The following is a 24,729-nucleotide window of genomic DNA, read 5'->3' on the forward strand; positions in this document are numbered from 1 at the left end:
ACGGCCGATCGCCGTCAAGCACTGAAAATAGCAAAATCAGGTGCGGAATGACGGTTGGAGCCAGGGAGCATCGATTAGAGCTGGCAGGATCACATCATGCCTGATCCCGGCAACCAAATGTCTGAACAGCGTATCAAGGAGCTCGAGTAGCTGGCGCTGATGAGCCTGGAGGCTCAGTTCTTTGAAGGCGCCTCAATCGTAAAAAACGACCTGGTAAGCTCTCTCGCAGCGGTATGTCGAAAAGCTGACCATCTTCAGTGCTTGCTGGTTCCTCGGAATAAACCGTTAGGCTGACTACAATCGCAATCGGGTCGCCGACCTGCGTCATGCACAAGGGCAGCAGGTAGTGAGCTTTGTGCGCAAAGTTCACTACGGGTGGGCATCCACAAGTAGCATTATCTGCTGCAGGGCCAAGACGATGCTGGGCTGACGGTCTGGTGGGACAGACTGTTTAGGATATTGGCCGAGCACCGTCTGTTGGTGCAGCCCAAACGGGCCTATCACAAGACGCTCCACAGTTTTCAGCGTTTCTATCGCCATCCCAACTTGCTCAAACCCGGCCCGGTGAAAATCACTGCGGTGGCGCCAGGGCAGGTCTTGGTTGCCGACATCACTTACCTGCCGGCAAAGAGCGGGCCACTCTACCTGAGCCTGGTGACGGATGCCTTCTCGCGTAAGATAGCGGGGCATCACGTGCACGAAGGGATGCATGCTGAGTTGGTTGTGATGGCGCAGAGCACTGAAGCAACGGCGTGGCAGCGGGGAGTTTATCCATCACTCGGACGGCAGGGTGCAGTATTGCTCAGGCTTGAATCAGACGCTGTATGAACGGTACGGAGTACAGTACTCGATGACTGATGGGTATGACTGTTATCAGAATGCGCTGGCAGAGCGGGTGAACGGGATACTGAAAGGAGAGTTGCTGTAGCAAAGCCCGTAGGACCTGGTGTAGACGAGGAAGATGGTGCATAAGGTGGTGGGTAGTTATAACCCAGAATGATCGCATTAGGCCTCGCAATGCAGAATCCCCGATGCGGTACATCGGGTTCTGAGTGCCAGAAGTTAACTGAAAACATGTAAACGGACTTCAGGATTTCAGGCCCGCTCTTCGGTCAGGGGGCTGACACTCAGCACGGGGGCGGCATCGATGCCGTCGGCATTCATCATGGCGGAGATGCGTTGCAGGGATGAGAGCAACAACCCCTGCTCCCAGTTCTCCAGTGCCTGAAAGCGTTGAATGAAACTCTCCTGCAAGGGGGTCGGAGCCTGGGCAAGCAGGGCGCGTCCCGCGTCAGTGAGCGTCGCATGCACCTTGCGTTTGTCGGTTTCGCTGCGAATGCGCTGCACCAGCTGGCGGCTCTCCAGCCGGTCCATGATGGTGGTCGCGGTGGCCTGGCTCATGTTGGTGTGATCCGCCAGCTGGCGCATGGAGATCTGGCCAAGCTCGTCGATCCCCTTGAGCAGCAGGAGCTGGGGCGAGGTCAGGCCGGCCTCCTTGATCAAGCGCTTGGAGTGCATGTCGATGGCACGGATGATCTGGCGCAGGGCGATCAGCACTTCATCATGTTTTTCCATGGGGTCTGGGTCATCGCAGGGCTGTGGAGAGGCGCGAAATTCTCCGCCTAATCCATAACAAGGTCAATATGGTTTTTGATGTAATGGTTTTAGCTCTAATGAATATTGTGTTAGGTTATCGGACAATTGCCCCATTCCAACCCGATATTTGAGGAGTGAAATCATGCATGACGACCTGGATATCAAGTCCCTGGTTGCCGATCTGCGCGTGGTCAGAGTTCGCTATGAACTGCCTGATACCGCGGCATTTGTGCGTTATCAACCTGCTTATGACGAGGACCCCAACAACCTCAAGGTACACCACTACGATGGCGAGCTGCCGCTCTCTTGCAGTAACACAGGTTCTTTCAGTCTAAAGGAGTTGGTCAATGAGCTGCGCTATGCCTATGTGCTGGTTCACCTCTTCCCCGACGAGAGTGCCATGAACTTTTATCTGGCGGGTCTGGACAATGGGCTGGCACAGCTGGAGTTCATCGGTGGCTCCTATGACTTCAACCGCCTCTGGATCACCAGCGGTGTCTCCAATCTGGGGGTGCCCATGGCTATCTTCCTCGGCAAACGCCACGCAGTGAACGGCCAGCCGTCGGTGACCCTGGTGGATCACCGTGAGCAGGTGGCTGGTCGTCTGGCCTATCGCGCCATCGGCGGTGCCGGCGATCACGTGGGTGAAGACTTTTTCAACAACGACTAAGGAGGCCCGATGCGAGCAACCAAAGGGCTTTTGAAAGGCCTCAATCCCACCATGGCCATGACGGCCCTCACCGTCGTGACCCTCTTCCTGCTGTTCGGCGTCTTTGATCCGGATACCGCAGGCACCTGGTTTACCGGGGCCAAGGACACCATCATTGCTGGCTTCAAGTGGTATTACATCCTGGTGGTCGCCCTGTTCCTGTTCTTCGCCGTCTACCTGATGTTCAGCCGCTTTGGCAGCATCCGGCTGGGCGACGACGACCAGGTACCGGAGTTTGGCTACTTTGCCTGGTTCTCCATGCTGTTCAGCGCAGGCATGGGCATAGGCCTGGTGTTCTGGAGTATCGCCGAGCCCATGTATCACCTGCAGGGCAACCCCTTCATCACCGAAGGTATGACGCCGGAAGCGGCCCAGATCGCCATGCGCCTCACCTTCTTCCACTGGGGTCTGCACCCCTGGGCCATCTATGTGATCGTCGGCCTGTCGCTGGCCTTCTTCAGCTACCGGCGCAAGTTGCCGCTGGCCATCCGCTCCGTGCTCTACCCCATTCTTGGCGATCGCATCTACGGCTTCTGGGGCCATGCCGCCGACGTGCTGGCGGTGTTCGGTACCGTGTTCGGGGTGGCGACCTCCCTTGGGCTGGGAGTTTCCCAGATGAACACCGGCCTCAATCAGATGTTCGGCATGGGCGTGTCACAAGCGAACCAGCTCTGGCTCATCGGTGGCATCAGCCTGATTGCCACCCTGTCGGCCATCTCCGGCGTCGGGCGCGGGGTGAAGATCCTCTCCGAACTCAATATCTGGTTGAGCGTGTTCGTGCTGGGCCTCTTCCTGGTGCTGGGGCCAACCACCTATATCCTCAACGCCTATGTGCAGAACATCGGTGATTACCTGCAGAACATCGTCAAGCTGAGCTTCTGGACCAATACCGAAGCCAACGGTACCTCGGCCTGGCAGTCCAGCTGGACCGCATTTTACTGGGGCTGGTGGATCGCGTGGGCACCCTTTGTCGGCATGTTCATCGCCCGCATCTCCAAGGGCCGCACGATTCGTGAATTCGTGCTCGGTGTCCTGCTGGTGCCCTCCCTGCTCGGCATGCTCTGGCTCACCGTGTTCGGCGGGACTGCCATGAACCTGGAGCTGTTCGGTGGCGGCGGCGTAGTGGAAGCGGTCAATCAGGATGTCACCATGGCGCTCTACAAGACGGTGGAACTGCTGCACTGGGATACCTTCGGCTGGATTGCCAAGGGGGTGCTGACCCTGCTTATCTGCACCTACTTCATCACCTCCAGCGATTCGGGCACGCTCGTGATTACGACGCTGCTCTCCATCGGCGATCAGGATCCCCCGGTGCTGCACCGCGCCATCTGGGGGCTGGGGCAGGGGCTGGTCGCGGCCATTCTGCTGGTCTCCGGCGGGCTTGCCGCCCTGCAGGCCGCCAGCATCATCGCCGCGCTGCCCTTCTCGGTCATCATGCTGGCCATGTGCTACTCCCTGATGCAGGGGCTCAAACAGGAGAGCCAGCACCAGTTCGAATACAGGCAGAAGCTCAAGCGCCATCCGGGGTCGGTCAATCTGAGCCTGATGGATCGCATCGGTCCGGGCTGATGACAGGTTCGGTCAAACGAAAGGGGAACCTCGCGGTTCCCCTTTTTCATGCCTGTTCGGCGGTCGGTAGCTACAGCATCTGCTTGAGTCGATAGAGCAGGTCAAGGGCCTGTCGCGGGGTCAGCTCGTCCGGGCGAACTGCTGCCAGCTCCTCCACCACAGGATGGGGTTGCGGGGCGAGAGTTACCGGAGCCGGACGACTTTCGCCGGCGGCCACCGGAGTGGCACTCTCCAGCTCGTGCAGTTTGTGGCGGGCCTGGTGGATCACCGATTTCGGCACCCCGGCCAGCGCCGCTACCTGCAGGCCGTAGGATCGGCTGGCCGCACCTTCCTGCACCGCGTGCATAAAGGCGATGGTGTCGCCGTGCTCCACCGCATCCAGGTGGACGTTGGCCAGCCCGCTCATCAGCTCGGGCAGGCGGGTCAGCTCGAAGTAGTGAGTGGCGAACAGGGTGTAGGCGCCAATCTTGCTTGCCAGCTGCTCGGCGCAGGCCCAGGCCAGCGAGAGGCCGTCGTAGGTGCTGGTGCCGCGGCCAATTTCGTCCATCAGCACCAGACTGCGGGCGGTGGCGTTGTTGAGGATATTGGCGGTTTCGGTCATCTCCACCATAAAGGTGGAGCGGCCGGAGGCGAGATCATCCGACGCCCCGATGCGGGTGAAGATGCGGTCGATGGGGCCGATGCGGGCGCTGTCGGCGGGCACGAATGCGCCGATATGGGCCAGCAGCACGATGAGCGCAGTCTGGCGCATGTAGGTGGATTTACCGCCCATGTTGGGGCCGGTGATTATCAACATCCGCCGCTCCCGCTCCAGCTGTATCGGGTTGGCGATAAAGGGGTCGGTCATCACCTGCTCCACCACGGGATGGCGGCCCGCCTCGATGATGATCTGATCCTCGTCGATGAGGGTGGGGCAGCGATAGTCGAGGGTCTCTGCCCGCTCGGCCAGGTTGGCCAGCACGTCCAGCTCCGCCAGTGCGGCAGCAGACTCCTGCAGATCGCCGAGGTGCGGCAGCAGGGCGTCGAGCAGCTCTTCGTAGAGACGTTTTTCCAGCGCCAGCGCCTGGGCCTGGGCGGTGAGCACTTTGTCCTCGTACTTCTTCAGCTCATCGATGATGTAGCGCTCGTTGTTTTTCAGCGTCTGGCGGCGGATGTAGTGGGCCGGCACCAGGTGGCTGTTAGCGCGGCTCACCTCGATGTAGAAGCCGTGCACCTTGTTGTAGCCCACCTTGAGGGTGTTGATGCCGGTGAGCGCCTTCTCCCGCTCCTCGATGCGGGCCAGGCTGGCGGTGGCGCCATTGGCCAGATCCCGCAGCTCGTCCAGCTCCTGATTGAACCCTTCACGGATGACGCCGCCATCGCGGATGAGCACCGGTGGCACCTCCATCACGGCACGCTCCAGCAGGTCGAACAGTTCGGGGAAGGTGCTCGCCCGCTCGCGCAGCTGCTGCACCGCCTCGTGCTCGCTCTCCGCCAGCAGACGCTGCAACTCGGGCAGCTGAGCAAAAGCCTGCCGCAGCCGGGTCAGATCGCGCGGGCGGGCCGAGCGCAGGGCGAGGCGCGCCAGCACCCGCTCCACATCGCCGACCTGGCGCAGCAAACCGCCCAGCTCGTCATAGAGGTTCTGCTCGATGAGCTCCTTGATGGTGCTCTGGCGACCTTTGAGGATCACCCGATCGCGGATCGGCTGGTGGATCCAGCGCTTGAGCAGGCGGCTGCCCATCGGCGTGGCGGTGCAATCGAGCACGGCGGAGAGGGTGTTGTCGTGACCGCCGGCCAGATTCTGGGTCAGCTCCAGATTGCGGCGGGTGGCGGCATCCATGATGACCGCATGATCGGGCTGCTCCAGGCGCACGCTGCGAATGTGGGGCAGGGCGGTGCGCTGGGTGTCTTTCACGTACTGCATCAGGCAGCCGGCGGCGCACAGGGCGGTCTCGCTCTGCTCGACCCCAAAGCCCACCAGATCCTGGGTGCCGAACTGCTGGCACAAGAGCTTGCGGGCGGTGCCGAGCTCGAACTCCCACTCCGGGCGGCGGCGCAGACCGCGGCGACCCTCGATATGGTGCAGGAAGGCGAACGATTCGGGGTAGAGCAGCTCCGCCGGATTGGTGCGTTGCAACTCGGCGAGCAGGGTCTCTTCTTTCTCGAACTGGTTGATGAAGAAGCGGCCGGAGCCGATGTCCATGGTGCCGTAACCGAAGCGGCGGCCATCGTGGTAGACGGCGGCGATCAGGTTGTCCTGCCGCTCGCTGAGCAGCGCCTCGTCGGAGACGGTACCCGGGGTGATGATGCGAATGACCTTGCGCTCCACCGGCCCCTTGCTGGTGGCGGGATCCCCCACCTGCTCGCAGATGGCGGCCGATTCGCCGAGCTGTACCAGCTTGGCGAGATACCCCTCGATGGCGTGATAGGGCACCCCGGCCATCGGGATGGGGCTGCCGGCCGACTGGCCGCGCTTGGTCAGGGAGATGTCGAGCAGCTGGGAGGCCTTGCGGGCGTCGTCGTAGAAGAGCTCGTAGAAGTCACCCATGCGATAAAACAGCAGGATCTCCGGGTTCTCGGCCTTGAGGGTCAGATACTGCTGCATCATGGGGGTGTGGGCGCTCAAGTTGGCGCCTGGCGCTTGGTATTGTGCTGTCATGTGCTATTCCAGAAGGTGCTCTTGCGGGCAAACGTCTGCCGTCATGGGTCTGAATCTGGGGGCCATTCTACATGCTCGAGGCAAGATGGTGAGGAGGAATCTCCGTCTTGGGGGCAAAGCTGGCGTCCCGTCGCGGATCTGTGCATCCGGCTGATGCTGGCCAGAGTGGCCTGGGATGGAGCCTGGCCGAGAAGAGGCATGGGGGAGGAGAAATAGCATCCCCGCACGGATGCGGGGATGGGAGAGCGGGGAGAGTGTCGCCCTCAGTACATGGCTTCGTCGCCGCTCAGCATCTCGTGCAGCTTGGCTTTCTGCTCGGGTGTCAGCACCCGGCTCACCTCGAAGAGGTAGTGGGCGCGATGGTAGCGGGCCTCGGCCTGTACGTCGCTGATGGTCTGCAACTGCTTTCTCGCCGCCACTTCATCCCATTTGCCGGACTTGATCATGTTGACGATGACGTCCTGGCCGATTGCGTCGAGCTTGATTGAGCCCAGCTCCCTGGTGGCCTGCTCGCGCAGCCCCTTGATCTGCTCCACCTGCGCGCTGGAGAGGTTCAGCTCCTGGGCCAGGGTGGTCTCGCTCTGCAGCTCGGCGGTACCCTCGGTGGCAAAGGCATGGGTGGCGATACACATTGCGAGGGCTGTCATGGCGACGTTGAACGGATGCTTCATCCGGCTTTCTCCTTGGTCTGATGGGATGGAAACCGCATGCATGGCGGTGTTGGAACATGATAACGAGCAGCCATGTACTGGAGCTTAAGCGACGACAACTTGCTGACGCAGTGGCCCCGGGGTCGGTTGCCCGAGGGGCGGGGCAACTGCATAATGAGCGCCATATTTCGCCTGGAAGAGGCCGGAAGAGGACGCGATGATGGGACTTGAAGCAGAGATCTCCCGCTTATCCCGGGAATTGGGCGAGGCACTGCTGGCCAGAGGCTGGCTGGCCGCCACGGCGGAATCCTGCACCGGCGGCGGGGTTGCCACTGCCATCACGGATACTGCCGGCAGCTCTGCCTGGTTCGATCGCGGTTTCGTGACCTACACCAACGAAGCCAAACAGCAGATGCTCGGCGTCAGCATCGACAGCCTGTTGCGCCACGGCGCCGTCAGCGAACCCGTGGTGCTGGAGATGACCCGGGGCTGCCTGGCTCGCTCCGATGCGGGTATCTGCGTGGCCATCAGCGGTATCGCCGGGCCTGGTGGTGGCAGCGAGGAGAAACCGGTCGGCACTGTCTGGTTTGCCTGGGCAGATCGTACCGGTCGTCACCACTCCCTGCTCGCCCGTTTCGATGGGGATCGCCATCAGGTGCGCCAGCAGGCGGTCAGACAGGCCTTGTCCGGACTCCTGGCACTGCTCAAATAAATTGGGCTTGATACTGTATGCATAAACAGTATACTTAGCTCAACTTCACTTCTTATTCACGATTCCCAGCGGAGATTGGCATGGATCAGAACAAACAGAAGGCACTGGCGGCTGCGCTGGGCCAGATCGAAAAGCAGTTTGGCAAAGGCTCCATCATGCGTCTGGGCGACAGCAAGACCATGGATATTGAAGCCATCTCCACCGGCTCTCTCTCTCTGGACGTGGCGCTGGGGATCGGTGGTCTGCCGTGCGGTCGTATCGTCGAGATCTACGGTCCGGAATCCTCCGGTAAAACTACGCTGACCCTGCAGGTGATCGCCGAAGCCCAGAAGAAGGGCAAGACCTGTGCCTTCGTCGATGCGGAGCACGCACTGGATCCTATCTATGCCGCCAAGCTGGGCGTCAACGTCGACGACCTGCTCATCTCCCAGCCGGATACCGGTGAACAGGCACTGGAGATTTGCGACATGCTGGTGCGCTCCAATGCCGTCGACGTCATCATCGTCGACTCCGTGGCTGCCCTGACCCCGAAAGCGGAAATCGAAGGGGAGATGGGTGACTCCCACGTCGGCCTGCAGGCCCGACTGATGTCCCAGGCGCTGCGTAAATTGACCGCCAACATCAAGAACGCCAACTGCCTGTGCATCTTCATCAACCAGATCCGGATGAAGATTGGCGTCATGTTCGGCAGCCCGGAGACCACCACCGGTGGTAACGCTCTGAAGTTTTACGCCTCCGTGCGCCTTGACATCCGTCGTACCGGCGCCATCAAGGAAGGGGACGAGGTGGTCGGCAACGAAACCCGCGTCAAGGTCGTCAAGAACAAGGTGGCGCCACCCTTCAAGCAGGCTGAGTTCCAGATCTTCTATGGTGCCGGTATCTCCAAGGAGGGCGAGCTGGTGGATCTCGGCGTCAAGCACAAGCTGATCGACAAGGCGGGCGCCTGGTACAGCTACAACGGCGAGAAGATCGGCCAGGGCAAAGCCAACGTGATGAAGCTCTTCTCCGAAAACAAGGCACTGGCTGCCGAGGTGGAAGTGAAGCTGCGCGAGCTGCTGCTCTCTGGCGCCGCGCCGGTGGAAGAGAAGGCCACGGCTGCCGAATACGACGAGTTTGAAGCCGAAAACGAACAAGAGTTCGAATAAGGAATGAGGAAAGGCCGGGTTGATACCCGGCCTTGTTGTTTATGGCGGATGAATCAGTGAACGAAACGGGCGAGCCCGTCGAATTGACCTTTGAAGAGCAGCTGGCGGCCGCCCGTGCCTACGCCATGCGCAGTCTGGCCCGTCGCGAGAGTGCCGAGTCGGAGCTGGCCAGACGCCTGCGTCAGAAGGGATTCGAGGAGGAGGTGGTCGCCGTTGTACTCGACCATTGCCGTGGCTATGGCTGGGTCAATGACGATCGTTACGGTGCCATGGCGGTGCGGGCTGGTGCGGCCAAAGGCCATGGTCCGCTCAGGATCCGCTTCGACCTGCGCCGCAAGGGGCTGGTTGACACCCAGATCGAGACTGCCCTGGATCAACCCGAGCTCGACTGGTTCGAACTGGCGCTTGCGTTGTTGTCGCGTCGGGCAAAGGCGACCGACCTTGCCGACTTTAAACTGCGCATGAAGTGGCTCAAATATCTGATGGGGCGTGGTTTTACCCAGGAACAAGGCCGTTACGCCCTCTCAGCCATGCAAGGTGAGCAATAGTGGCGCGCCGAGGTTGAACACCTATAGCAACTGGCGTGCGGTACGGCTGGTGGGGAATATCAGCCCTTCGCCGGGTCTGTCGATGGCGGCCCTGTGGTCGAGCGAGGCATCCTGAAGCCCCCCTGTTGTGACGTCCTTGCGGGTGCTGCTGCCAAACGCTGGCCCCTTGGGGGCTATTTCACCCGTCAAGGGTCCCCACGTTTTACTTTACCCTGCAGAAAACTTACATTAATGCGGTTAAAAGTCCGTATTCGAATCAAGCAGGATTTTCCATGTACATGTCCACGTCAGAGATTCGCGCTGCGTTTCTCGAGTATTTCCGCACCCAGGGACACCAGGTTGTCTCTTCCAGCTCGCTGGTACCGCACAACGATCCGACCCTGCTGTTCACCAACGCAGGGATGAACCAGTTCAAGGACGTGTTCCTTGGCGCCGACAAGCGTGCCTATCACCGTGCCACCACGGCCCAGCGTTGCGTGCGGGCTGGCGGCAAGCACAATGACCTGGAAAACGTCGGCTATACCGCCCGTCACCACACCTTCTTCGAGATGCTGGGCAACTTCAGCTTCGGTGACTACTTCAAACAGGACGCCATCCGGTTTGCATGGGAATTCCTGACCGGTACCCTCAAGCTGCCCAAAGAGCGCCTGCTGGTGACCGTCTACGCGACTGACGACGAAGCCTTCGACATCTGGGAAAAAGAGGTCGGCGTGCCGGCCGATCGCATCGTGCGCATCGGTGACAACAAGGGTGCTCCTTATGCATCCGACAACTTCTGGGCCATGGGCGATACCGGCCCATGTGGTCCCTGCACCGAGATCTTCTACGACCACGGCGATCACATCTGGGGTGGCCCTCCCGGTTCACCGGACGAGGATGGCGACCGCTTCATCGAGATTTGGAACGTGGTCTTCATGCAGTTCAACCGTCAGGCTGACGGCACCATGGAGCCGCTGCCCCGTCCGTCCGTGGATACCGGCATGGGTCTGGAGCGTATCTCCGCCATCATGCAGGGAGTGCACTCCAACTATGAGATCGACATCTTCCAGGCGTTGATCAAGAAGGCGGCCGAGATTGTCGACACCACGGATCTGAGCAACCAGTCCCTGCGCGTCATCGCGGACCACATCCGTTCCTGCGCCTTCCTGGTGGCTGACGGTGTCATGCCCTCCAATGAAGGTCGCGGCTACGTGCTGCGCCGCATCATCCGCCGCGCCGTGCGTCACGGCCGCAAGCTGGGTGCTACCGACGTCTTCTTCTACAAGCTGGCTGCCGAGCTGGCCGTGCAGATGAAGGATGTGGCGGCAGAACTGATCGCCCAGCTGCCGCTGGTCGAGCGAGTGTTGCGCATCGAGGAGGAGCAATTCGTCCGCACGTTGGACAGAGGTCTGCTGCTGCTGGAAGACGTCCTGGCCAACCTCGGTGATGCCAAGGTTATCCCGGGTGAAGTGGTGTTCAAGCTCTATGACACTTACGGCTTCCCGGCCGACCTGACCGCCGATGTGGTGCGCGAGCGCGAGATCGGCATCGACGAAGAGGGCTTCAAGGCCGAGATGGAGAAGCAGCGCGCCCGCGCGAAAGAGGCTTCCAGTTTCGGCGTGAACTACAACGACGTGCTGAAGCTCGATTTCGAGACCCCCTTTACCGGTTACAAGCAGCTGAGCCAGAACACCCAGGTGGTCGGTATCTACAAGGATGGTGTCGAGGTCAATGGCCTCATCGCCGGTGAAGAGGCAGTGATCGTGCTGGCGGAGACCCCCTTCTATGCGGAGTCCGGCGGTCAGGTGGGTGACAGCGGCATCCTCAAGGTGGATGACGGCATCTTCGCCGTCACCGACACCCAGAAAGCGGGCAAGGCGATCATCCACAAGGGCTATCTGGAACTGGGTACCCTGGAGAAGGGAGCCGAGGTCGAGGCCGTGGTCGATGGCGACCGTCGTCAGGCCATCGCCCTTAACCACTCCGTGACTCACCTGCTGCACGCGGCCTTGCGCCAGGCGCTGGGTGAGCATGTGACCCAGAAAGGATCCCTGGTGGGCGCCGAGCGTATGCGCTTCGACTTCTCCCACTTCGAAGGGCTGACCATGGCGACCATTCGCCGGATCGAGGAGCTCGTCAACGCCCAGATCCGTGCCAACCACGAGGTGGCCACCCAGCTGATGGGGCTGGAAGAGGCCAAGTCAGCCGGTGCCATGGCGCTGTTTGGCGAGAAATATGAAGACGATGTGCGTGTGGTACGCATGGGCGACTACTCCACCGAGCTGTGCGGCGGTACTCATGCCAAGCGCACCGGTGACATCGGCTTCTTCAAGATCATCGCCGAGAGCGGCATCGCGGCTGGCGTGCGCCGTATCGAAGCGGTCACCGGCAAGAGCGCCATCGATCTGATGCACCAGCTGGGTGAACAGATCGAAGAGGCTGCCGCGTTGGTGAAGGGCGATCAGTTCTCCATCGCCGACAAGGTTCGTCAGGTACTGGACAAGGCCAAGATGATGGAGCGCGAGCTGGAACAGCTCAAGGCCAAGCTGGCGGCGCAGGCGGGTAACGACCTGCTGAGCCAGGTCATCGACATCAATGGCCAGAAGGTGCTGGTTGCCGCCCTGGAAGGGGTCGACCCCAAATCCCTGCGCGGCATGCTGGACGAGCTGAAGAACCAGATGAAATCCGGTGTCGTGCTGCTGGCAACCAGCAGTGATGGCAAGGTCAACCTGATCGCGGGCGTGACCAATGACCTGACCGGCAAAGTCAAAGCTGGTGAGCTGGTCAATCTGGTGGCCCAGCAGGTGGGTGGCAAGGGCGGTGGTCGTCCCGACATGGCACAGGCGGGTGGTACCCAGCCTGAGGCGGTGCCGGCGGCGCTGCAATCCGTTCACTCCTGGCTGGAAGAGCGCCTGTAAGCGGGCGAGGTGATCTGTGGCACTCTATGTACAGAAGTACGGTGGCACCTCGGTCGGCACGCTGGAGCGGATCGAGGCAGTTGCTGAGCGGGTTCAACTGACCCGTGCCCAGGGACATGACGTGGTGGTGGTGGTCTCCGCCATGTCGGGCGAAACCAACCGGTTGCTGGGCATGGCCCAGCAGCTGGACCAGGATGCCAACCGGCGCGAGATGGATGTGCTGATCTCCACCGGTGAGCAGGTCACCATTGCGTTGCTGGCGATTGCGCTCAACAAGCGCGGTTGCCCTGCAGTCTCGATGACCGGTGATCAGGTCCGCATCCACACCGACTCCGCCTATGGCAAGGCGCGCATCACCCGTATCGACACCGAGCAGGTGGAAGCCGCACTCGGTGCCGGCAAGGTGGTGGTGATCGCCGGTTTCCAGGGGCGCGATGAGCACAATGCCATCACTACCCTGGGCCGAGGGGGTTCGGATACCACCGCGGTGGCCGTGGCTGCGGCCATCAAGGCCGATGAGTGCCAGATCTTTACCGATGTGGACGGGGTGTATACCACGGATCCGCGCATCGAGCCCAAGGCGCGTCGCCTCGATACCATCACCTTCGAGGAGATGCTTGAGATGGCGAGTCTCGGAGCCAAGGTGTTGCAGATCCGTTCGGTCGAGTTCGCGGGCAAGTACCGCGTGCCGCTAAGGGTGCTGTCGAGTTTCGTCGACGGAGAGGGAACCTTAATCACATATGGAGGTGAGAGGATGGAAGCACCCCTGGTATCCGGCATTGCGTTCAATCGCAACGAGGCCAGCCTGACCATTCTGGGTGTGCCGGACAGGCCGACCGTGGCCGCGCAGATCCTGAATCCGATCAGCGACGCCAACATAGATGTCGACATGATAGTGCAGAACACCATGGGGGATGGTACCGCCGACTTCACCTTCACGGTGAATCGCGATGATTATCGCCGGGCCCGCGCCTTGCTGGAGGAGACCGCCAGCGAGCTGGGGGCCGCCTGCGTGCAGGGCAACGGAGAGATCGCCAAGGTCTCCATCGTCGGGGTCGGCATGTGGAATCATCCTGGTGTAGCGCGCACCATGTTCAAGGTATTGGGTGAGGAAGGGATCAACATGCAGCTGATCTCCACCTCTGAAATCAAGATATCCGTGGTGATTGACGAGAAGTACCTGGAGCTGGCCGTGCGTTCGTTGCACTCGGCGTTCGGGTTGGATCAAGAGCCTCATGAGCAGCCCTTGGGAAACAATCCCTGATTGATTTAGTTTCAACCATTTACCATATCGGTATCTTTGTAAGATAATGGCGCATATCGATATAAATACAAAACAGGATACAGGAGCAAGCGAATGCTTATTTTGACTCGTCGTGTAGGGGAAACCCTGATGATTGGTGACGAAGTAACCGTTACCGTACTGGGCGTAAAAGGGAACCAGGTTCGTATCGGTGTGAATGCACCGAAAGAGGTTTCCGTACACCGCGAAGAGATCTACATGCGGATACAGGCCGAGAAAGTCCCGGGCCAACCGAATTTCTAAGCCATTTCATGGCTGCCTGAAGGCGACATCCTGGATGTCGCCTTTTGTTTTTCAGGGGCCTGCAAATCGGCCTGCAGAGCGCGAAACTACTGGGTAAGTGTCGATATTGCTTGAATATTCCACTCTTTGGCCAAATGCTGAGCGAACGCTCTGTTTTCTCCAAAAAAGTGTTTGACTAAAAATCCCTGTGAAGTATTATCAGCCCCGCAAACGGAGAGGTGGCCGAGAGGCTGAAGGCGCTCCCCTGCTAAGGGAGTATGCGGCTTATACCCGCATCGGGGGTTCGAATCCCCCCTTCTCCGCCATTTTGCGCCCGTAGCTCAGCTGGATAGAGTACCTGGCTACGAACCAGGTGGTCAGAGGTTCGAATCCTCTCGGGCGCACCATATTTGACTCTTGGAGTCATGTGTTGACCATCAGCAAGTCGACACTAAAGAAGGCTTACTGTTGAGTAAGCTTTTTTTATCGTTTGAAAACAGGGCGCCCGTAGCTCAGCTGGATAGAGTACCTGGCTACGAACCAGGTGGTCAGAGGTTCGAATCCTCTCGGGCGCACCATTTCAAGCAATACAATGATTTATGAGCGCCCGTAGCTCAGCTGGATAGAGTACCTGGCTACGAACCAGGTGGTCAGAGGTTCGAATCCTCTCGGGCGCACCATGTTTCAAGCAGTGCAACAATTTATGAGCGCCCGTAGCTCAGCTGGATAGAGTACCTGGCTACGAACCAGGTGGTCAGAGGTTCGAATCCTCTCGGGCGCACCATATTTCAAGCAGTGCAACAAGTTGTGAGCGCCCGTAGCTCAGCTGGATAGAGTACCTGGCTACGAACCAGGTGGTCAGAGGTTCGAATCCTCTCGGGCGCACCATACAGACAGCCTCGACGTCAGTCGGGGCTGTTTTTTTATGGGCGATTTCCTCCTCCCCATCATGGGGTTGTCTCTCTCGTGTCCTTCTCCCTGACGCCCCCACGGGGGACGGTTCCCCCTGGCTGCACGTGCCCCTGGGTAACCACTCTCCACGTATCTTGCCTGGCAGGCTGCTGACGCATCCCGTGGCCGTGCCTGTGGATCTGGGTGCCCTTACCATAACGCACTATGCTGTGCGGGGCTGGCGCCCTCTGGCGCCCTCTGGCGGCCTGCTGAGGCATTTGGCGGGCAATAAAAAAGGATGCCGCGGCATCCTTTCATGTCTTCGTGGAAAGAATCAGCTTTTCAGCCACTTGCGGATGCGGTTGGCATCCCCGACAGGGGTGCGTTTGCCCACCGAGTTGAGCAGTACGATGGCGAGCTCCTGACGATCCGGTTTGGCACGCATCAGCAGGCAGCGGCCCGCTTCGTCGGTATAGCCTGTCTTGGAGAGGCGTACATCCCAGTCCGGGTTCTTCACCAGCGGGTTGGTATTGTTGAACATCAGGCTGTAGGCCGGCTTGTGAAAGCGCATCTCCCTGCTGGTGTCCTGGGTGAATTCACGGATCAGCGGCTGTCGATAGGCCGCAGAGAGGAGCTTGGCCAGATCCTGGGCGGTGGAGACGTTGCGGGTGGAGAGACCGGTGGAGTCATAGTAGCGGGTGTTGCGCATGCCGAGCTGTCTGGCCTTGTTGTTCATGGCGCGGATGAAGGCCTGGCGACCCCCCGGGTAGTGGCGGGCAAGCGCCGAGGCCATGCGGTTCTCGGAGGACATCAGCGCCAGATGCAGGGCGTCGCGGCGGCTGACCTGGGTGCCCATGCGCACCCGTGAATAGGTGTGCTTGATGTTGTCCCTGTCGTTCTGATCGATGGTCAGGGTCTGATTGAGGTTCTGGCGGGCATCCAGCACCACCAGCGCCGTCATCAGCTTGGTGAGAGAGGCGATGGGGCGCACCCGGGTGGGGTTTTTCTGATACAGGGTCTTGCCGGTGTTGACGTCCATCACCAGGGCACTGCCCGATTTGAGCTGCAGCTTGGCCGGGTCGGGGGTCGCCAGGGCTGTCTGCGAACCCAGCAGTCCCATCAATCCACCTACCAGCGCGATTGCGCGAATCCAACACCCCATACAACCAACTCCATCCACAGCGAAAAAAGGCGCTAGATTCACTCATTTTTGCCCCTGCTTTACAAGAGCGAGCAGGGGGAATTCGCCACTATTTTCCATAAAAAAGGGCCGCCTGTGGGCGACCCTGTGGTTTGTCTCACTCTCTGGAGACGCCGGGCTTGCGTCTGCTCCACCAGCGCCAGACCAGAGCGATGAGGCCGCCCACCAGCAGCACGACCGGCAGGTAGATAATGACGCTGAGAAATTGGGACTCATACTGCGCGGCCAGCTTGGTGTGGCTCAGGTAGTAACCCAGCCCGACCAGGGGGCAGATCCACATGATGGAGCTGATCAGGTTGACCACCAGGAAGCGCCCCTGGGGGATCTCGTTGGCGCCGACGATATAGGGGTAGGCGGTACGCACGAAGGCGATGTAGCGGGCGGTGATCAGGGTGATGATGCCGTACTTGTTGAGCAGGTAGTGCACCTTCTCCTTGTGCTTGTCATCGAGATGGGACATCAGCCTGTGATACATCCGGGTGTGGCCGAGGAAACGCCCCTGCATGTAGCCAAGCCAGGTACCGACGAAGGTCGCCATGATCAGCAGCGGGACCACTGCCATCGGCAACACCCCCTGATAGATCAGCACGCCGGTCAGGATCAGCAGGGTATCCCCTGGCAGGAAGGCGGTGGGGATAAAGCCATTCTCGAGCACCAGGAAGGTCAGCAGGACGACATAGACCATGAAGACCATCTTGGGATCAGAGAGTGTCGCCAGATCCTGATGCATAAAGGCGTGAGCCAGGTGGTAAAACTGCTCCATACATGCAAACTCCGCAGGTTAGCTGGGTTGGTCGGTCAAGGGCATGGCAAGCACCTTGTCGATGCGCAGGCCGTCCATATCCACGATTTCCAGTTGCCACTGTTCCAGGGTGACCAGGTCTCCGGTCTGGGGAAGGCGGCCAAGGAGCAGCATGATAAGCCCTCCAAGGGTGTGATAGTGATGTTTTTCTTCTTCCGGCAGACGAACCAGCTCCAGACAGTCCTTCAATTCTGGCAGCGGAATGAGGCCGTCGAGCAGCCAGCTGCCGTCGGCGCGCTGGAAGGCCCAGTTGTCTTCCCCATCTTCCTGCTGGAAGTCGCCGGCCAGGGTTTCCAGCAGATCCTGCTGGGTGACCAGCCCCTGCAGCTCGCCATATTCGTCCACCACCAGCACCATGTGCTCGGAGTGGGTACGGAAGTGGTTGAGCAGCTCCAGGCCGTTGAGGGTCTCCGGCAGCAGGCTGCCGTCCTGGGTCAGTGCCGCCAGATCGATGGGCTCTCCCTTGATGTAGGCGTGCAGCACCTTGCTGACGTTGAGGATGCCGACGAGATCCGACAGGCTGCCGTCACAGACAGGGAAGAAGCTGTGGCGATACTCCACCAGACGTTGGAGGTTCACTTCCAGCGGCAGTGACAGGTCCAGATAGCGGATGTCGCTGCGCGGCACCATCAGGGAGGCCAGGCTGCGTTCGTCGAGGCGGAACACGTTGCGCAACATAGTGTGCTCATGGTCCTCAATCACCCCCGCTTCGGAGCCCTCCACCAGCATGGCGTGGATCTCCTCCTGAGTGACGTTGTTGCTGCTGCGCTGATCGACCCGCAGCAGCCGCAGGCTGGCGTTGGTGGAGGCGGAGAGCAACCAGACGAAGGGACGGGTCAGGGTCGCCAGCCAGAGCATGGGGCGGGCTACCAGACAGGCAATGCGCTCGGCGCTGAGCTGTCCGAGGCGTTTGGGCACGAGCTCCCCTACCACGATGGAGAGATAGGTGACCAGCACGACCACGATGACGGTGGCGAGCAGGCTGCTGCTCTTGGGGGAGAGCCCCCACTCCTGCAGCCAGAGAGCGAAGGGCTGGGCCAGCAGGGACTCGCCATAGATACCGTTGAGCAGACCGATGCTGGTGATGCCGATCTGCACGGCGGAGAGGAAATGGGTCGGATCTTCCCCGAGCTTGAGGGCGATGGCGGCGGAGCGGCTCCCTTCGCTCGCCATTTTGGCGAGGCGTGCCTTGCGTGCCGTCACGATGGCGATTTCCGACATGGCGAAGACGCCATTGAGCAAAATCAATCCAAACAGGATCAATATTTCCATACTGCAGCAGCACTCCCGATAGAAAAGACCGCTGGCAGTGTAATGAATTTGCGGGCTCTGCGCTTGTGAAAGGAGGTGATTTGGCTCGTGAATTTTTGAATATCGCCCCGGCGGGAGGGATAAAACTGCGGGGCAGGAGAGGGAGAACTGAACCCCTGACATGAAAAAGCCCCCGATAAACGGGGGCTTGTCATGTTGCGCTGTGGCTTAGAGCGCGGCGATCTCGGCCTGCTGGGCTTCCAGCTTGGTCAGCTGGAGACGGTAATCTTCCAGCTTCTCGCGCTCCTTGATGATGACCGCTTCCGGCGCCTTGGCGACGAAGGCTTCGTTGCCGAGCTTGCCTTCGATGCGGCCGCACTCGCCCACCAGACGGGCCACCTCTTTGGCCAGACGGGCCAGCTCGGCTTCCTTGTCGATGAGACCGGCCATGGGGATCATCAGCTCGGTGGCACCGATCAATTTCTTGACCGACAGCGGGGCGGTTTCACCTGCGCCAAGTACGCGGATGGATTCCAGACGGGCCAGCGACTTGAGGAAGGCCTCGTTGTCAGCGGCGCGCTGGGCATCCTTGGCATCGCACTGGAGCAGCACGTTGAGGGGCACGCTCGGGGCCACGTTCATCTCGGCGCGGATGTTGCGGATGCTGACGATGAACTCCTTCACCCACTCCTGATCCGCCATCGCGGCGTCGTCCACCTTGGCGGCGTCGAACTCCGGGAAAGCCTGAATCATGATGGTGTCGGCGTGTACGCCGGCCAGCGGGGCGACCGATTTCCAGATGGTTTCGGTGATGAACGGGATGATCGGGTGTGCCAGGCGCAGCAGGGTCTCGAGGACACTGACGAGGGTGTGGCGGGCAGCGCGCTGCTCGGCCTCGGAACCCTTGGTCAGCACCGGCTTGGTCAGCTCCAGATACCAGTCACAGAACTGGTTCCAGATAAATTCGTACAAGACGCCTGCCGCGATATCGAAGCGGTAGGTATCGAGGGCGGTGCGGAAGTCTCGGATGGCCACTTGCAGCTGGGACTGGATCCAGCGATCCGCCAGGCTGAACTGCATCTCGCCACCGGCAAAGCCGCAATCCTGATCTTCGGTGTTCATCAGCACATAGCGGGAGGCGTTCCACAGCTTGTTGCAGAAGTTGTTGTAGCCATCCAGGCGCTTCATGTCCCAGTTGATGTCACGACCGGTGGAGGCGAGCGCCGCCAGGGTGAAGCGCAGGGCGTCGGTGCCGTGGGCATTGATCCCTTCCGGGAACTGCTTGGCGGTGCGCTTGGCGATCTTCTCGGCCATCTGCGGCTGCATCATGTTGCCGGTGCGCTTCTCCAGCAGGTCTTCCAGGGAGATGCCGTCGATCATGTCCAGGGGGTCCAGCACGTTGCCCTTGGACTTGGACATCTTCTGGCCTTCTTCGTCACGGATGAGGCCGGTGATGTAGACGGTCTTGAACGGGACTTGCGGCTGGCCGTTCTCGTCCTTGATGAAGTGCATGGTCATCATGATCATCCGGGCAATCCAGAAGAAGATGATGTCGAAGCCGCTCATCAGCACGTCGGTCGGGTGGAAGGTCTTGAGCGCCTCGGTGTTGTTCGGCCAGCCCAGGGTGGAGAAGGTCCACAGGGCGGAGCTGAACCAGGTGTCGAGCACGTCTTCGTCCTGACGCAGCACGATCACGGACGGGATGCTGTGCTTGGCGCGCACTTCCTCTTCGTTGCGGCCCACGTAGACGTTGCCGGCATCGTCATACCAGGCCGGGATGCGGTGACCCCACCACAGCTGACGGGAGACGCACCAGTCCTGAATGTCGCGCATCCAGGAGAAGTACATGTTTTCGTACTGCTTCGGCACGAACTGGATGCGGCCATCTTCCACCGCCTCGATGGCGGTCTTGGCCATGGGGGCCACGCGGACGTACCACTGGTCGGTCAGCATGGGCTCGATGGGCACGCCGCCGCGATCGCCGTAAGGCTGTTGCAGCACATGATCCTTGATCTCGGCCAGGAGGCCCAGCTCGTCCAGCTTGGCGACGATGGCCTTGCGGGCGGCGAAGCGCTCCATCCCGGCGAACTCGGTCGGCAGGGCGGCGTCATAGGCGGTGCTCGGGTTGCCATTGGTATCGACCACTTCGGCCTCGGCACGCACGTGGGCGTCCAGGGTGAAGATGTTGATCATCGGCAGGTTGTGGCGCTTGCCCACTTCGTTGTCGTTGAAGTCGTGGGCCGGAGTGATTTTCACGCAGCCGGTGCCCTTCTCCATGTCGGCATGTTCGTCGGCAACGATGGGGATCAGACGGTTCACCAGCGGCAGCAGGATGTGCTGGCCGATCAGCGCCTTGTAGCGGGGGTCTTCCGGGTTCACGGCCACGGCGGTATCACCCAGCATGGTTTCCGGGCGGGTGGTGGCGACGATCAGGTAATCCTGGCCTTCGGCGGTCTTGGCGCCGTTGGCCAGCGGGTAGCGAAGGTGCCACATGTGGCCCTTGATCTCGCGGTTTTCCACTTCCAGGTCGGAGATGGCGGTGTTGAGCTTGGGATCCCAGTTCACCAGACGCTTGCCGCGGTACATCAGGCCGTCTTCGTACAGGCGCACGAACACTTCCTGGACGGCGGCGGAGAGGCCCTCATCCATGGTGAAGCGCTCGCGCTCCCAATCCACGGAGTCACCCAGACGGCGCATCTGACGGGTGATGGTGCCGCCGGACTCTTCCTTCCACTGCCAGATCTTGTCGATGAAGGCTTCCCGGCCGTAATCGTGGCGGGTCTTGCCCTCTTCTGCGGCGATCTTGCGCTCAACCACCATCTGGGTGGCGATACCGGCGTGGTCGGTACCCGCCTGCCACAGGGTGTTCTTGCCCTGCATGCGGTTGTAGCGGATCAGGGTGTCCATCAGGGTCTGCTGGAAGGCGTGACCCATGTGCAGGCTGCCGGTGACGTTCGGCGGCGGGATCATGATGCAGAAGGAGTCTTTGCTGGTGTCGCCGTGGGGCTTGAAGTAACCCTGGGCTTCCCAGTGCTGATAGAGCGCCTGTTCGATGGCGTTGTGATTAAAAGTCTTTTCCATGGTCTCGCCGTATTCTGGATGGATGGAGTCTGGTGTTGATTCGTCGTGGATCGAGGGTGGCACAGTCAGGGCTGCGCCGGATCCGGTGCGGCAAGGACGGGCTGATCCCTCATCTCGAGGGTATGGCCCGCCTGGCGATAGTGCTTGTAGCGCTCGCGGGCTTGCTGCTTTTGCGTTTCGTCAGTGGGGACAAAATCTACCACTTGAGCGAAGTGTCCTGCAAACAAAGGTGTCTGCCGGGCCAGGTTGATGAGGCAGGCATAGCGCCGCCGTGGCGGCTGATGGCCTATCTCCACCGGAGCCTGACCGCTCTCCCCCTGCAACTGGTGCGGCACGAAGCGATCGGGCGGCAACTGCCACAACAGCTCGTCCAGACGCAGGGCCTGGGCCTCGTCCTCGCACAGCAGATAGAGGTGGCCTGCGCTCCAGCCATCGGCCGCAAGCTGGCAGGCGAGGCGCTCGACGGCGGAGGCATCCGCATCATCGGGCTGGCTCATCAGGTAAAAGGTCACTTGGCTCATCAGGTCGGTCCCGTTTGGCTGTGACGGACAGCGATTGGCCGTCTTCGGGAGCCGCGTCTGGCACGGACTTCCCGGATTCTCTCAATGAAACAAGGAAGAGGCAGGCCTCTTCCTTGTGATACAGGGTAACGCCTTCTCGCATCGCTCTTCGAGTCGATGGGGAAGGGGATCACTCCTTGTCTTCGACGTCCGCCACGCCGGCCCGGTTGAGCAGGAACTGGGTCAGCAGGGGCACAGGACGGCCGGTGGAGCCCTTCTCCTTGCCGCTCTTCCAGGCGGTTCCTGCGATATCCAGGTGGGCCCAGTTGTATTTCTTGGTGAAGCGCGACAGGAAGGCGGCGGCGGTGATGGTACCGGCCGGACGGCCACCGATGTTGGCCATGTCTGCGAACGGGCTTTCCAGCTGCTCCTGATACTCGTCGAACAGGGGCAGGCGCCAGGCGCGATCGCCGGCCTGTTCGGAGGCGTTGAGCAGCTCGTGGGCCAGGGGGTTGTGGTTCGCCAAGAGGCCAGAAGTATGGTGGCCAAGGGCGATGATGCAGGCACCGGTCAGGGTCGCCACGTCGATCACGGTCTCGGGATCGTAGCGGTCCACATAGGTCAGGGCATCGCACAACACCAGGCGGCCTTCGGCGTCGGTGTTGAGCACCTCGACGGTCTGGCCGGACATGGTAGTGAGGATGTCACCGGGGCGGTAGGCGTTGCCCCCCGGCATGTTCTCACAGCCCGCCAGCACGCCGATGACATTGATGGGCAGCTGCAACTGGGCCAGGGCGTGCATGGTGCCGAGCACGGAGGCGGCGCCACCCATGTCGTACTTCATCTCGTCCATGCCGTCTGCCGGCTTGATGGAGATGCCGCCGGAGTCGAAGGTCAGCCCCTTGCCCACCAGCACGATGGGCTTGGCGTCGGCGTTGCCCTTGTACTCGATGATGGCCATCATGGCTTCGTTCTCGGAGCCGCGGGCCACTGCGAGGTAGGAGTTCATGCCGAGCTCGGCCATCTCCTGCTCCCCCACCACCCTGGTGGTGATGTTGTCATAGGCATCCGCCAGACGGCGGGCCTGGGAGGCGAGGTAGGCGGGATTGCAGACGTTGGGCGGCATGTTCGCCACGTCGCGGCAGATGCGCACCCCTTTCGCCACGGCCAGGCCGTGGTTGATGGCGCGCTCGCCTATGGTCAGTTCCCGACGCGTCGGCACGTTGAAGACCAGCTTGCGCAACGGACGGCGCGGTTCGGCCTTGTTGGTCTTGAACTGATCGAAGCTGTAGAGGCCCGCCTTGGTGGTTTCCACCGCCTGACGCACCTTCCAGTAGGTATCCCGACCCTTGACGTGCAGCTCGGTCAGGAAGCAGACCGCTTCCATGGAGCCGGTTTCGTTCAGGGTGGTGATGGTCTTGTTGATGATCTGCTTGTACTGGCGCTCGTCGAGTTCGCGCTCCTTGCCGCACCCGACCAGCAGTACGCGCTCGCTGAGCACCCCCGGTACTTGATGCAGCAGCAGCATCTGGCCCGGTTTCCCTTCCAGGTCGCCACGGCGCAGCAGCGAGCTGAGGTAGCCGTCGCTGATCTTGTCCAGCTGTTCGGCAACCGGAGAGAGGCGGCGGGGCTCAAAAACGCCGACCACGACGCAGGCACTGCGTTGCTTCTCAGGACTGCCACTCTTTACACTGAACTCCATGGAATCTCCTACATCCTAAAGACAAAAGGCACCATTTATTGAATAATGCGGTGCTTGTTGGGGTATCAGAGGCGGAGCGAACAGTCACAGGCTCCGCAGTTCAAACTGGTAAAAATCCAATATAGGGCCCTATTTTTCAGGCATTCGACTAAAAACACAAGTTTACTTGGGAATGACTGTGATCGTTTTCCGATATTTGTTCAGGGAGACCCTGAAAACCCAGCTGGCGGTGCTGTTCGTGCTGCTGCTTATCTTCGTCAGCCAGCAATTTATCCAGATCATTGGCGATGCCGCCGATGGTGAGGTGCCGACGCGCCTGGTATCCACCCTCCTGCTGCTCAACCTGCCGAATATGGCGTTGTTGATGCTGCCTATCAGTCTGTTTTTAGCCATTCTGTTTGCTCACGGCCGTTTGTACGCGGAAAGCGAGATGACGGTGATGCACGCGGTGGGTTTCAGTCACCGTTTCATCATGGGCAGCGCCCTGGTGCTGGCCTTGCTGACCGCCGCCGTCGCGGCGTTCAACACCGGCTGGGTCGCCCCCCAGGCCAAGGAGCGGGAGTACCAGGTGATCGACGAGTTCAAGGCCGATCCCGGTATCTCTTTCCTGCAGGCCGGCCGCTTCATGGAGCTCGACAAGGGGCGCCTGGTGGCCTACATCCAGGATCTGAACGACAAGGGGTCGGAGTTGCAGAAAATCTTCGTGCTGCAACGGGCCGAGGGTGGCTCACCCCCGTCAGTGGTGGTGGCCAACGAGGGGCAGGTGACCGCCGACAGCAACGGCTTGCAGTGGCTGACCCTGACCGATGGCTCGCGCTACGAGGGGCATTTCACCGGCAAGCAGTTCCAGGTCTCGGAGTTCCGTGAATACAGCCTGGTGATCCGCCAGCAGGAGATGGAGCGATCCAACCGCAAGGCGGCGGCCAAGCCGACCCTGGCATTGCTCGGCACCCAGGACAATCAGCTGATGGCCGAATTGCAGTGGCGCCTGTCGCTGCCCCTCTCCATCCTGGTGCTCACCTTCCTGGTGGTGCCGATGGCGCGGGTCAATCCCCGTCAGGGGCGTTACGCCAAGCTGCTGCCGGCCATCCTGCTCTATCTCTCCTATTTCCTGCTGCTCAGTGCCGCCCGGTCGGCCATCGACAGCGGGCGTCTGCCCCACTGGCCCGGGATGTTCCTGGTGCCCCTGGTCTATCTGCTGCTGATAGGGTTGCCTCTCAACCTGCAGGGCACCAGCTGGTGGAACGGGGTCAAAGGGCAATTGTTCAAGAGAAAGTCAGCGTGATGCTGCAACCTGGGAGTCTCTGCT

Annotated in this window: 19 protein-coding genes, 6 tRNA genes and 1 pseudogene; 16 read left to right on the forward strand and 10 right to left on the reverse strand. The window is 60.7% G+C overall.

Translation table 11 applies throughout. The features are described from left to right. Positions 1 to 43 precede the first annotated feature (43 nt). A pseudogene (locus I6L36_RS15340) lies at positions 44 to 1,000 on the forward strand (DDE-type integrase/transposase/recombinase); the annotation flags it as partial. 95 nt (positions 1,001 to 1,095) lie between these two features. Here the strand turns inward: I6L36_RS15340 and I6L36_RS15345 are convergent. Beyond that, complete coding sequence (locus I6L36_RS15345) at positions 1,096 to 1,575, reverse strand: MarR family winged helix-turn-helix transcriptional regulator (RefSeq protein ID WP_010672813.1); 480 nt, start codon at positions 1,573 to 1,575, stop codon at positions 1,096 to 1,098. Positions 1,576 to 1,738: 163 nt separating this feature from the next. On the opposite strand from I6L36_RS15345, the gene I6L36_RS15350 reads away from it, so the two are divergent. Continuing rightward, positions 1,739 to 2,266, forward strand: coding sequence for a hypothetical protein (locus tag I6L36_RS15350; RefSeq protein WP_010672814.1), 528 nt, complete (start codon positions 1,739 to 1,741; stop codon positions 2,264 to 2,266). Positions 2,267 to 2,275: 9 nt separating this feature from the next. Next, positions 2,276 to 3,874, forward strand: a complete 1,599-nt coding sequence (locus I6L36_RS15355; protein WP_042879412.1) for a BCCT family transporter — start codon at positions 2,276 to 2,278, stop codon at positions 3,872 to 3,874. A gap of 70 nt (positions 3,875 to 3,944) precedes the next feature. On the opposite strand, the gene mutS is transcribed toward I6L36_RS15355, so the two are convergent. Further along, positions 3,945 to 6,515, reverse strand: coding sequence for a DNA mismatch repair protein MutS (gene mutS / locus I6L36_RS15360; RefSeq protein WP_109112148.1), 2,571 nt, complete (start codon positions 6,513 to 6,515; stop codon positions 3,945 to 3,947). Between the two features lie 263 nt (positions 6,516 to 6,778). Further along, positions 6,779 to 7,186 (reverse strand): Spy/CpxP family protein refolding chaperone, encoded by a 408-nt coding sequence (locus I6L36_RS15365; RefSeq protein ID WP_010672817.1) that lies wholly within the window; start codon positions 7,184 to 7,186, stop codon positions 6,779 to 6,781. A gap of 199 nt (positions 7,187 to 7,385) precedes the next feature. On the opposite strand from I6L36_RS15365, the gene pncC reads away from it, so the two are divergent. The 3 genes from pncC (at position 7,386) to I6L36_RS15380 (ending at position 9,570) form a co-directional block, all read left to right on the forward strand. Then, positions 7,386 to 7,877 (forward strand): nicotinamide-nucleotide amidase, encoded by a 492-nt coding sequence (gene pncC / locus I6L36_RS15370; protein ID WP_029313644.1) that lies wholly within the window; start codon positions 7,386 to 7,388, stop codon positions 7,875 to 7,877. An 80-nt stretch (positions 7,878 to 7,957) separates the two neighbouring features. After that, complete coding sequence (gene recA / locus I6L36_RS15375; protein WP_010672819.1) at positions 7,958 to 9,022, forward strand: recombinase RecA; 1,065 nt, start codon at positions 7,958 to 7,960, stop codon at positions 9,020 to 9,022. Positions 9,023 to 9,063: 41 nt separating this feature from the next. After that, complete coding sequence (locus I6L36_RS15380; protein ID WP_109112149.1) at positions 9,064 to 9,570, forward strand: regulatory protein RecX; 507 nt, start codon at positions 9,064 to 9,066, stop codon at positions 9,568 to 9,570. 21 nt (positions 9,571 to 9,591) lie between these two features. Here the strand turns inward: I6L36_RS15380 and I6L36_RS15385 are convergent, their stop codons facing one another. Then, positions 9,592 to 9,759: a hypothetical protein gene (locus I6L36_RS15385; protein ID WP_162540535.1), complete on the reverse strand. Its 168-nt coding sequence runs from the start codon at positions 9,757 to 9,759 to the stop codon at positions 9,592 to 9,594. Positions 9,760 to 9,842: 83 nt separating this feature from the next. On the opposite strand from I6L36_RS15385, the gene alaS reads away from it, so the two are divergent. From alaS to I6L36_RS15430, 9 genes are all read left to right on the forward strand, one after another. Continuing rightward, the gene (alaS, locus tag I6L36_RS15390) at positions 9,843 to 12,467 is read left to right on the forward strand and encodes an alanine--tRNA ligase (protein WP_216986731.1); all 2,625 of its coding nucleotides are present in this window, start codon (positions 9,843 to 9,845) and stop codon (positions 12,465 to 12,467) included. Positions 12,468 to 12,483: 16 nt separating this feature from the next. Then, positions 12,484 to 13,731 (forward strand): aspartate kinase, encoded by a 1,248-nt coding sequence (locus I6L36_RS15395; protein WP_010672822.1) that lies wholly within the window; start codon positions 12,484 to 12,486, stop codon positions 13,729 to 13,731. Positions 13,732 to 13,824: 93 nt separating this feature from the next. Next, a complete protein-coding gene (gene csrA, locus I6L36_RS15400) occupies positions 13,825 to 14,013 on the forward strand; it encodes a carbon storage regulator CsrA (protein WP_005315760.1) in 189 nt (62 codons plus the stop codon). A gap of 212 nt (positions 14,014 to 14,225) precedes the next feature. Further along, positions 14,226 to 14,318: transfer RNA gene (locus tag I6L36_RS15405), tRNA-Ser, on the forward strand. 4 nt (positions 14,319 to 14,322) lie between these two features. Continuing rightward, positions 14,323 to 14,399, forward strand: a tRNA-Arg gene (locus tag I6L36_RS15410). Positions 14,400 to 14,493: 94 nt separating this feature from the next. Then, a tRNA-Arg gene (locus I6L36_RS15415) sits at positions 14,494 to 14,570 on the forward strand. Between the two features lie 25 nt (positions 14,571 to 14,595). Then, positions 14,596 to 14,672, forward strand: a tRNA-Arg gene (locus tag I6L36_RS15420). 27 nt (positions 14,673 to 14,699) lie between these two features. Further along, a tRNA-Arg gene (locus I6L36_RS15425) sits at positions 14,700 to 14,776 on the forward strand. Between the two features lie 27 nt (positions 14,777 to 14,803). Beyond that, a tRNA-Arg gene (locus I6L36_RS15430) sits at positions 14,804 to 14,880 on the forward strand. Positions 14,881 to 15,217: 337 nt separating this feature from the next. Here the strand turns inward: I6L36_RS15430 and pbpG are convergent. From pbpG to pepA, 6 genes are all read right to left on the reverse strand, one after another. Further along, positions 15,218 to 16,045 (reverse strand): D-alanyl-D-alanine endopeptidase, encoded by an 828-nt coding sequence (gene pbpG, locus I6L36_RS15435; protein WP_029313722.1) that lies wholly within the window; start codon positions 16,043 to 16,045, stop codon positions 15,218 to 15,220. A gap of 136 nt (positions 16,046 to 16,181) precedes the next feature. Further along, complete coding sequence (locus I6L36_RS15440) at positions 16,182 to 16,847, reverse strand: DedA family protein (RefSeq protein ID WP_039040923.1); 666 nt, start codon at positions 16,845 to 16,847, stop codon at positions 16,182 to 16,184. Between the two features lie 18 nt (positions 16,848 to 16,865). Further along, positions 16,866 to 18,158: a hemolysin family protein gene (locus I6L36_RS15445; protein ID WP_029313724.1), complete on the reverse strand. Its 1,293-nt coding sequence runs from the start codon at positions 18,156 to 18,158 to the stop codon at positions 16,866 to 16,868. Positions 18,159 to 18,365: 207 nt separating this feature from the next. Then, positions 18,366 to 21,218, reverse strand: a complete 2,853-nt coding sequence (locus tag I6L36_RS15450) for a valine--tRNA ligase (protein WP_162540536.1) — start codon at positions 21,216 to 21,218, stop codon at positions 18,366 to 18,368. 65 nt (positions 21,219 to 21,283) lie between these two features. Beyond that, positions 21,284 to 21,739, reverse strand: a complete 456-nt coding sequence (locus tag I6L36_RS15455) for a DNA polymerase III subunit chi (protein ID WP_010672959.1) — start codon at positions 21,737 to 21,739, stop codon at positions 21,284 to 21,286. Between the two features lie 169 nt (positions 21,740 to 21,908). Beyond that, positions 21,909 to 23,420, reverse strand: coding sequence for a leucyl aminopeptidase (gene pepA / locus I6L36_RS15460; protein WP_010672960.1), 1,512 nt, complete (start codon positions 23,418 to 23,420; stop codon positions 21,909 to 21,911). A 172-nt stretch (positions 23,421 to 23,592) separates the two neighbouring features. On the opposite strand from pepA, the gene lptF reads away from it, so the two are divergent. Beyond that, the gene (gene lptF, locus I6L36_RS15465; protein ID WP_162540537.1) at positions 23,593 to 24,705 is read left to right on the forward strand and encodes an LPS export ABC transporter permease LptF; all 1,113 of its coding nucleotides are present in this window, start codon (positions 23,593 to 23,595) and stop codon (positions 24,703 to 24,705) included. The last annotated feature ends 24 nt before the right edge of the window (positions 24,706 to 24,729 follow it).

Origin of the sequence: Aeromonas sp. FDAARGOS 1406 (assembly GCF_019048565.1) — a bacterium.
GTDB lineage: Bacteria > Pseudomonadota > Gammaproteobacteria > Enterobacterales > Aeromonadaceae > Aeromonas > Aeromonas caviae.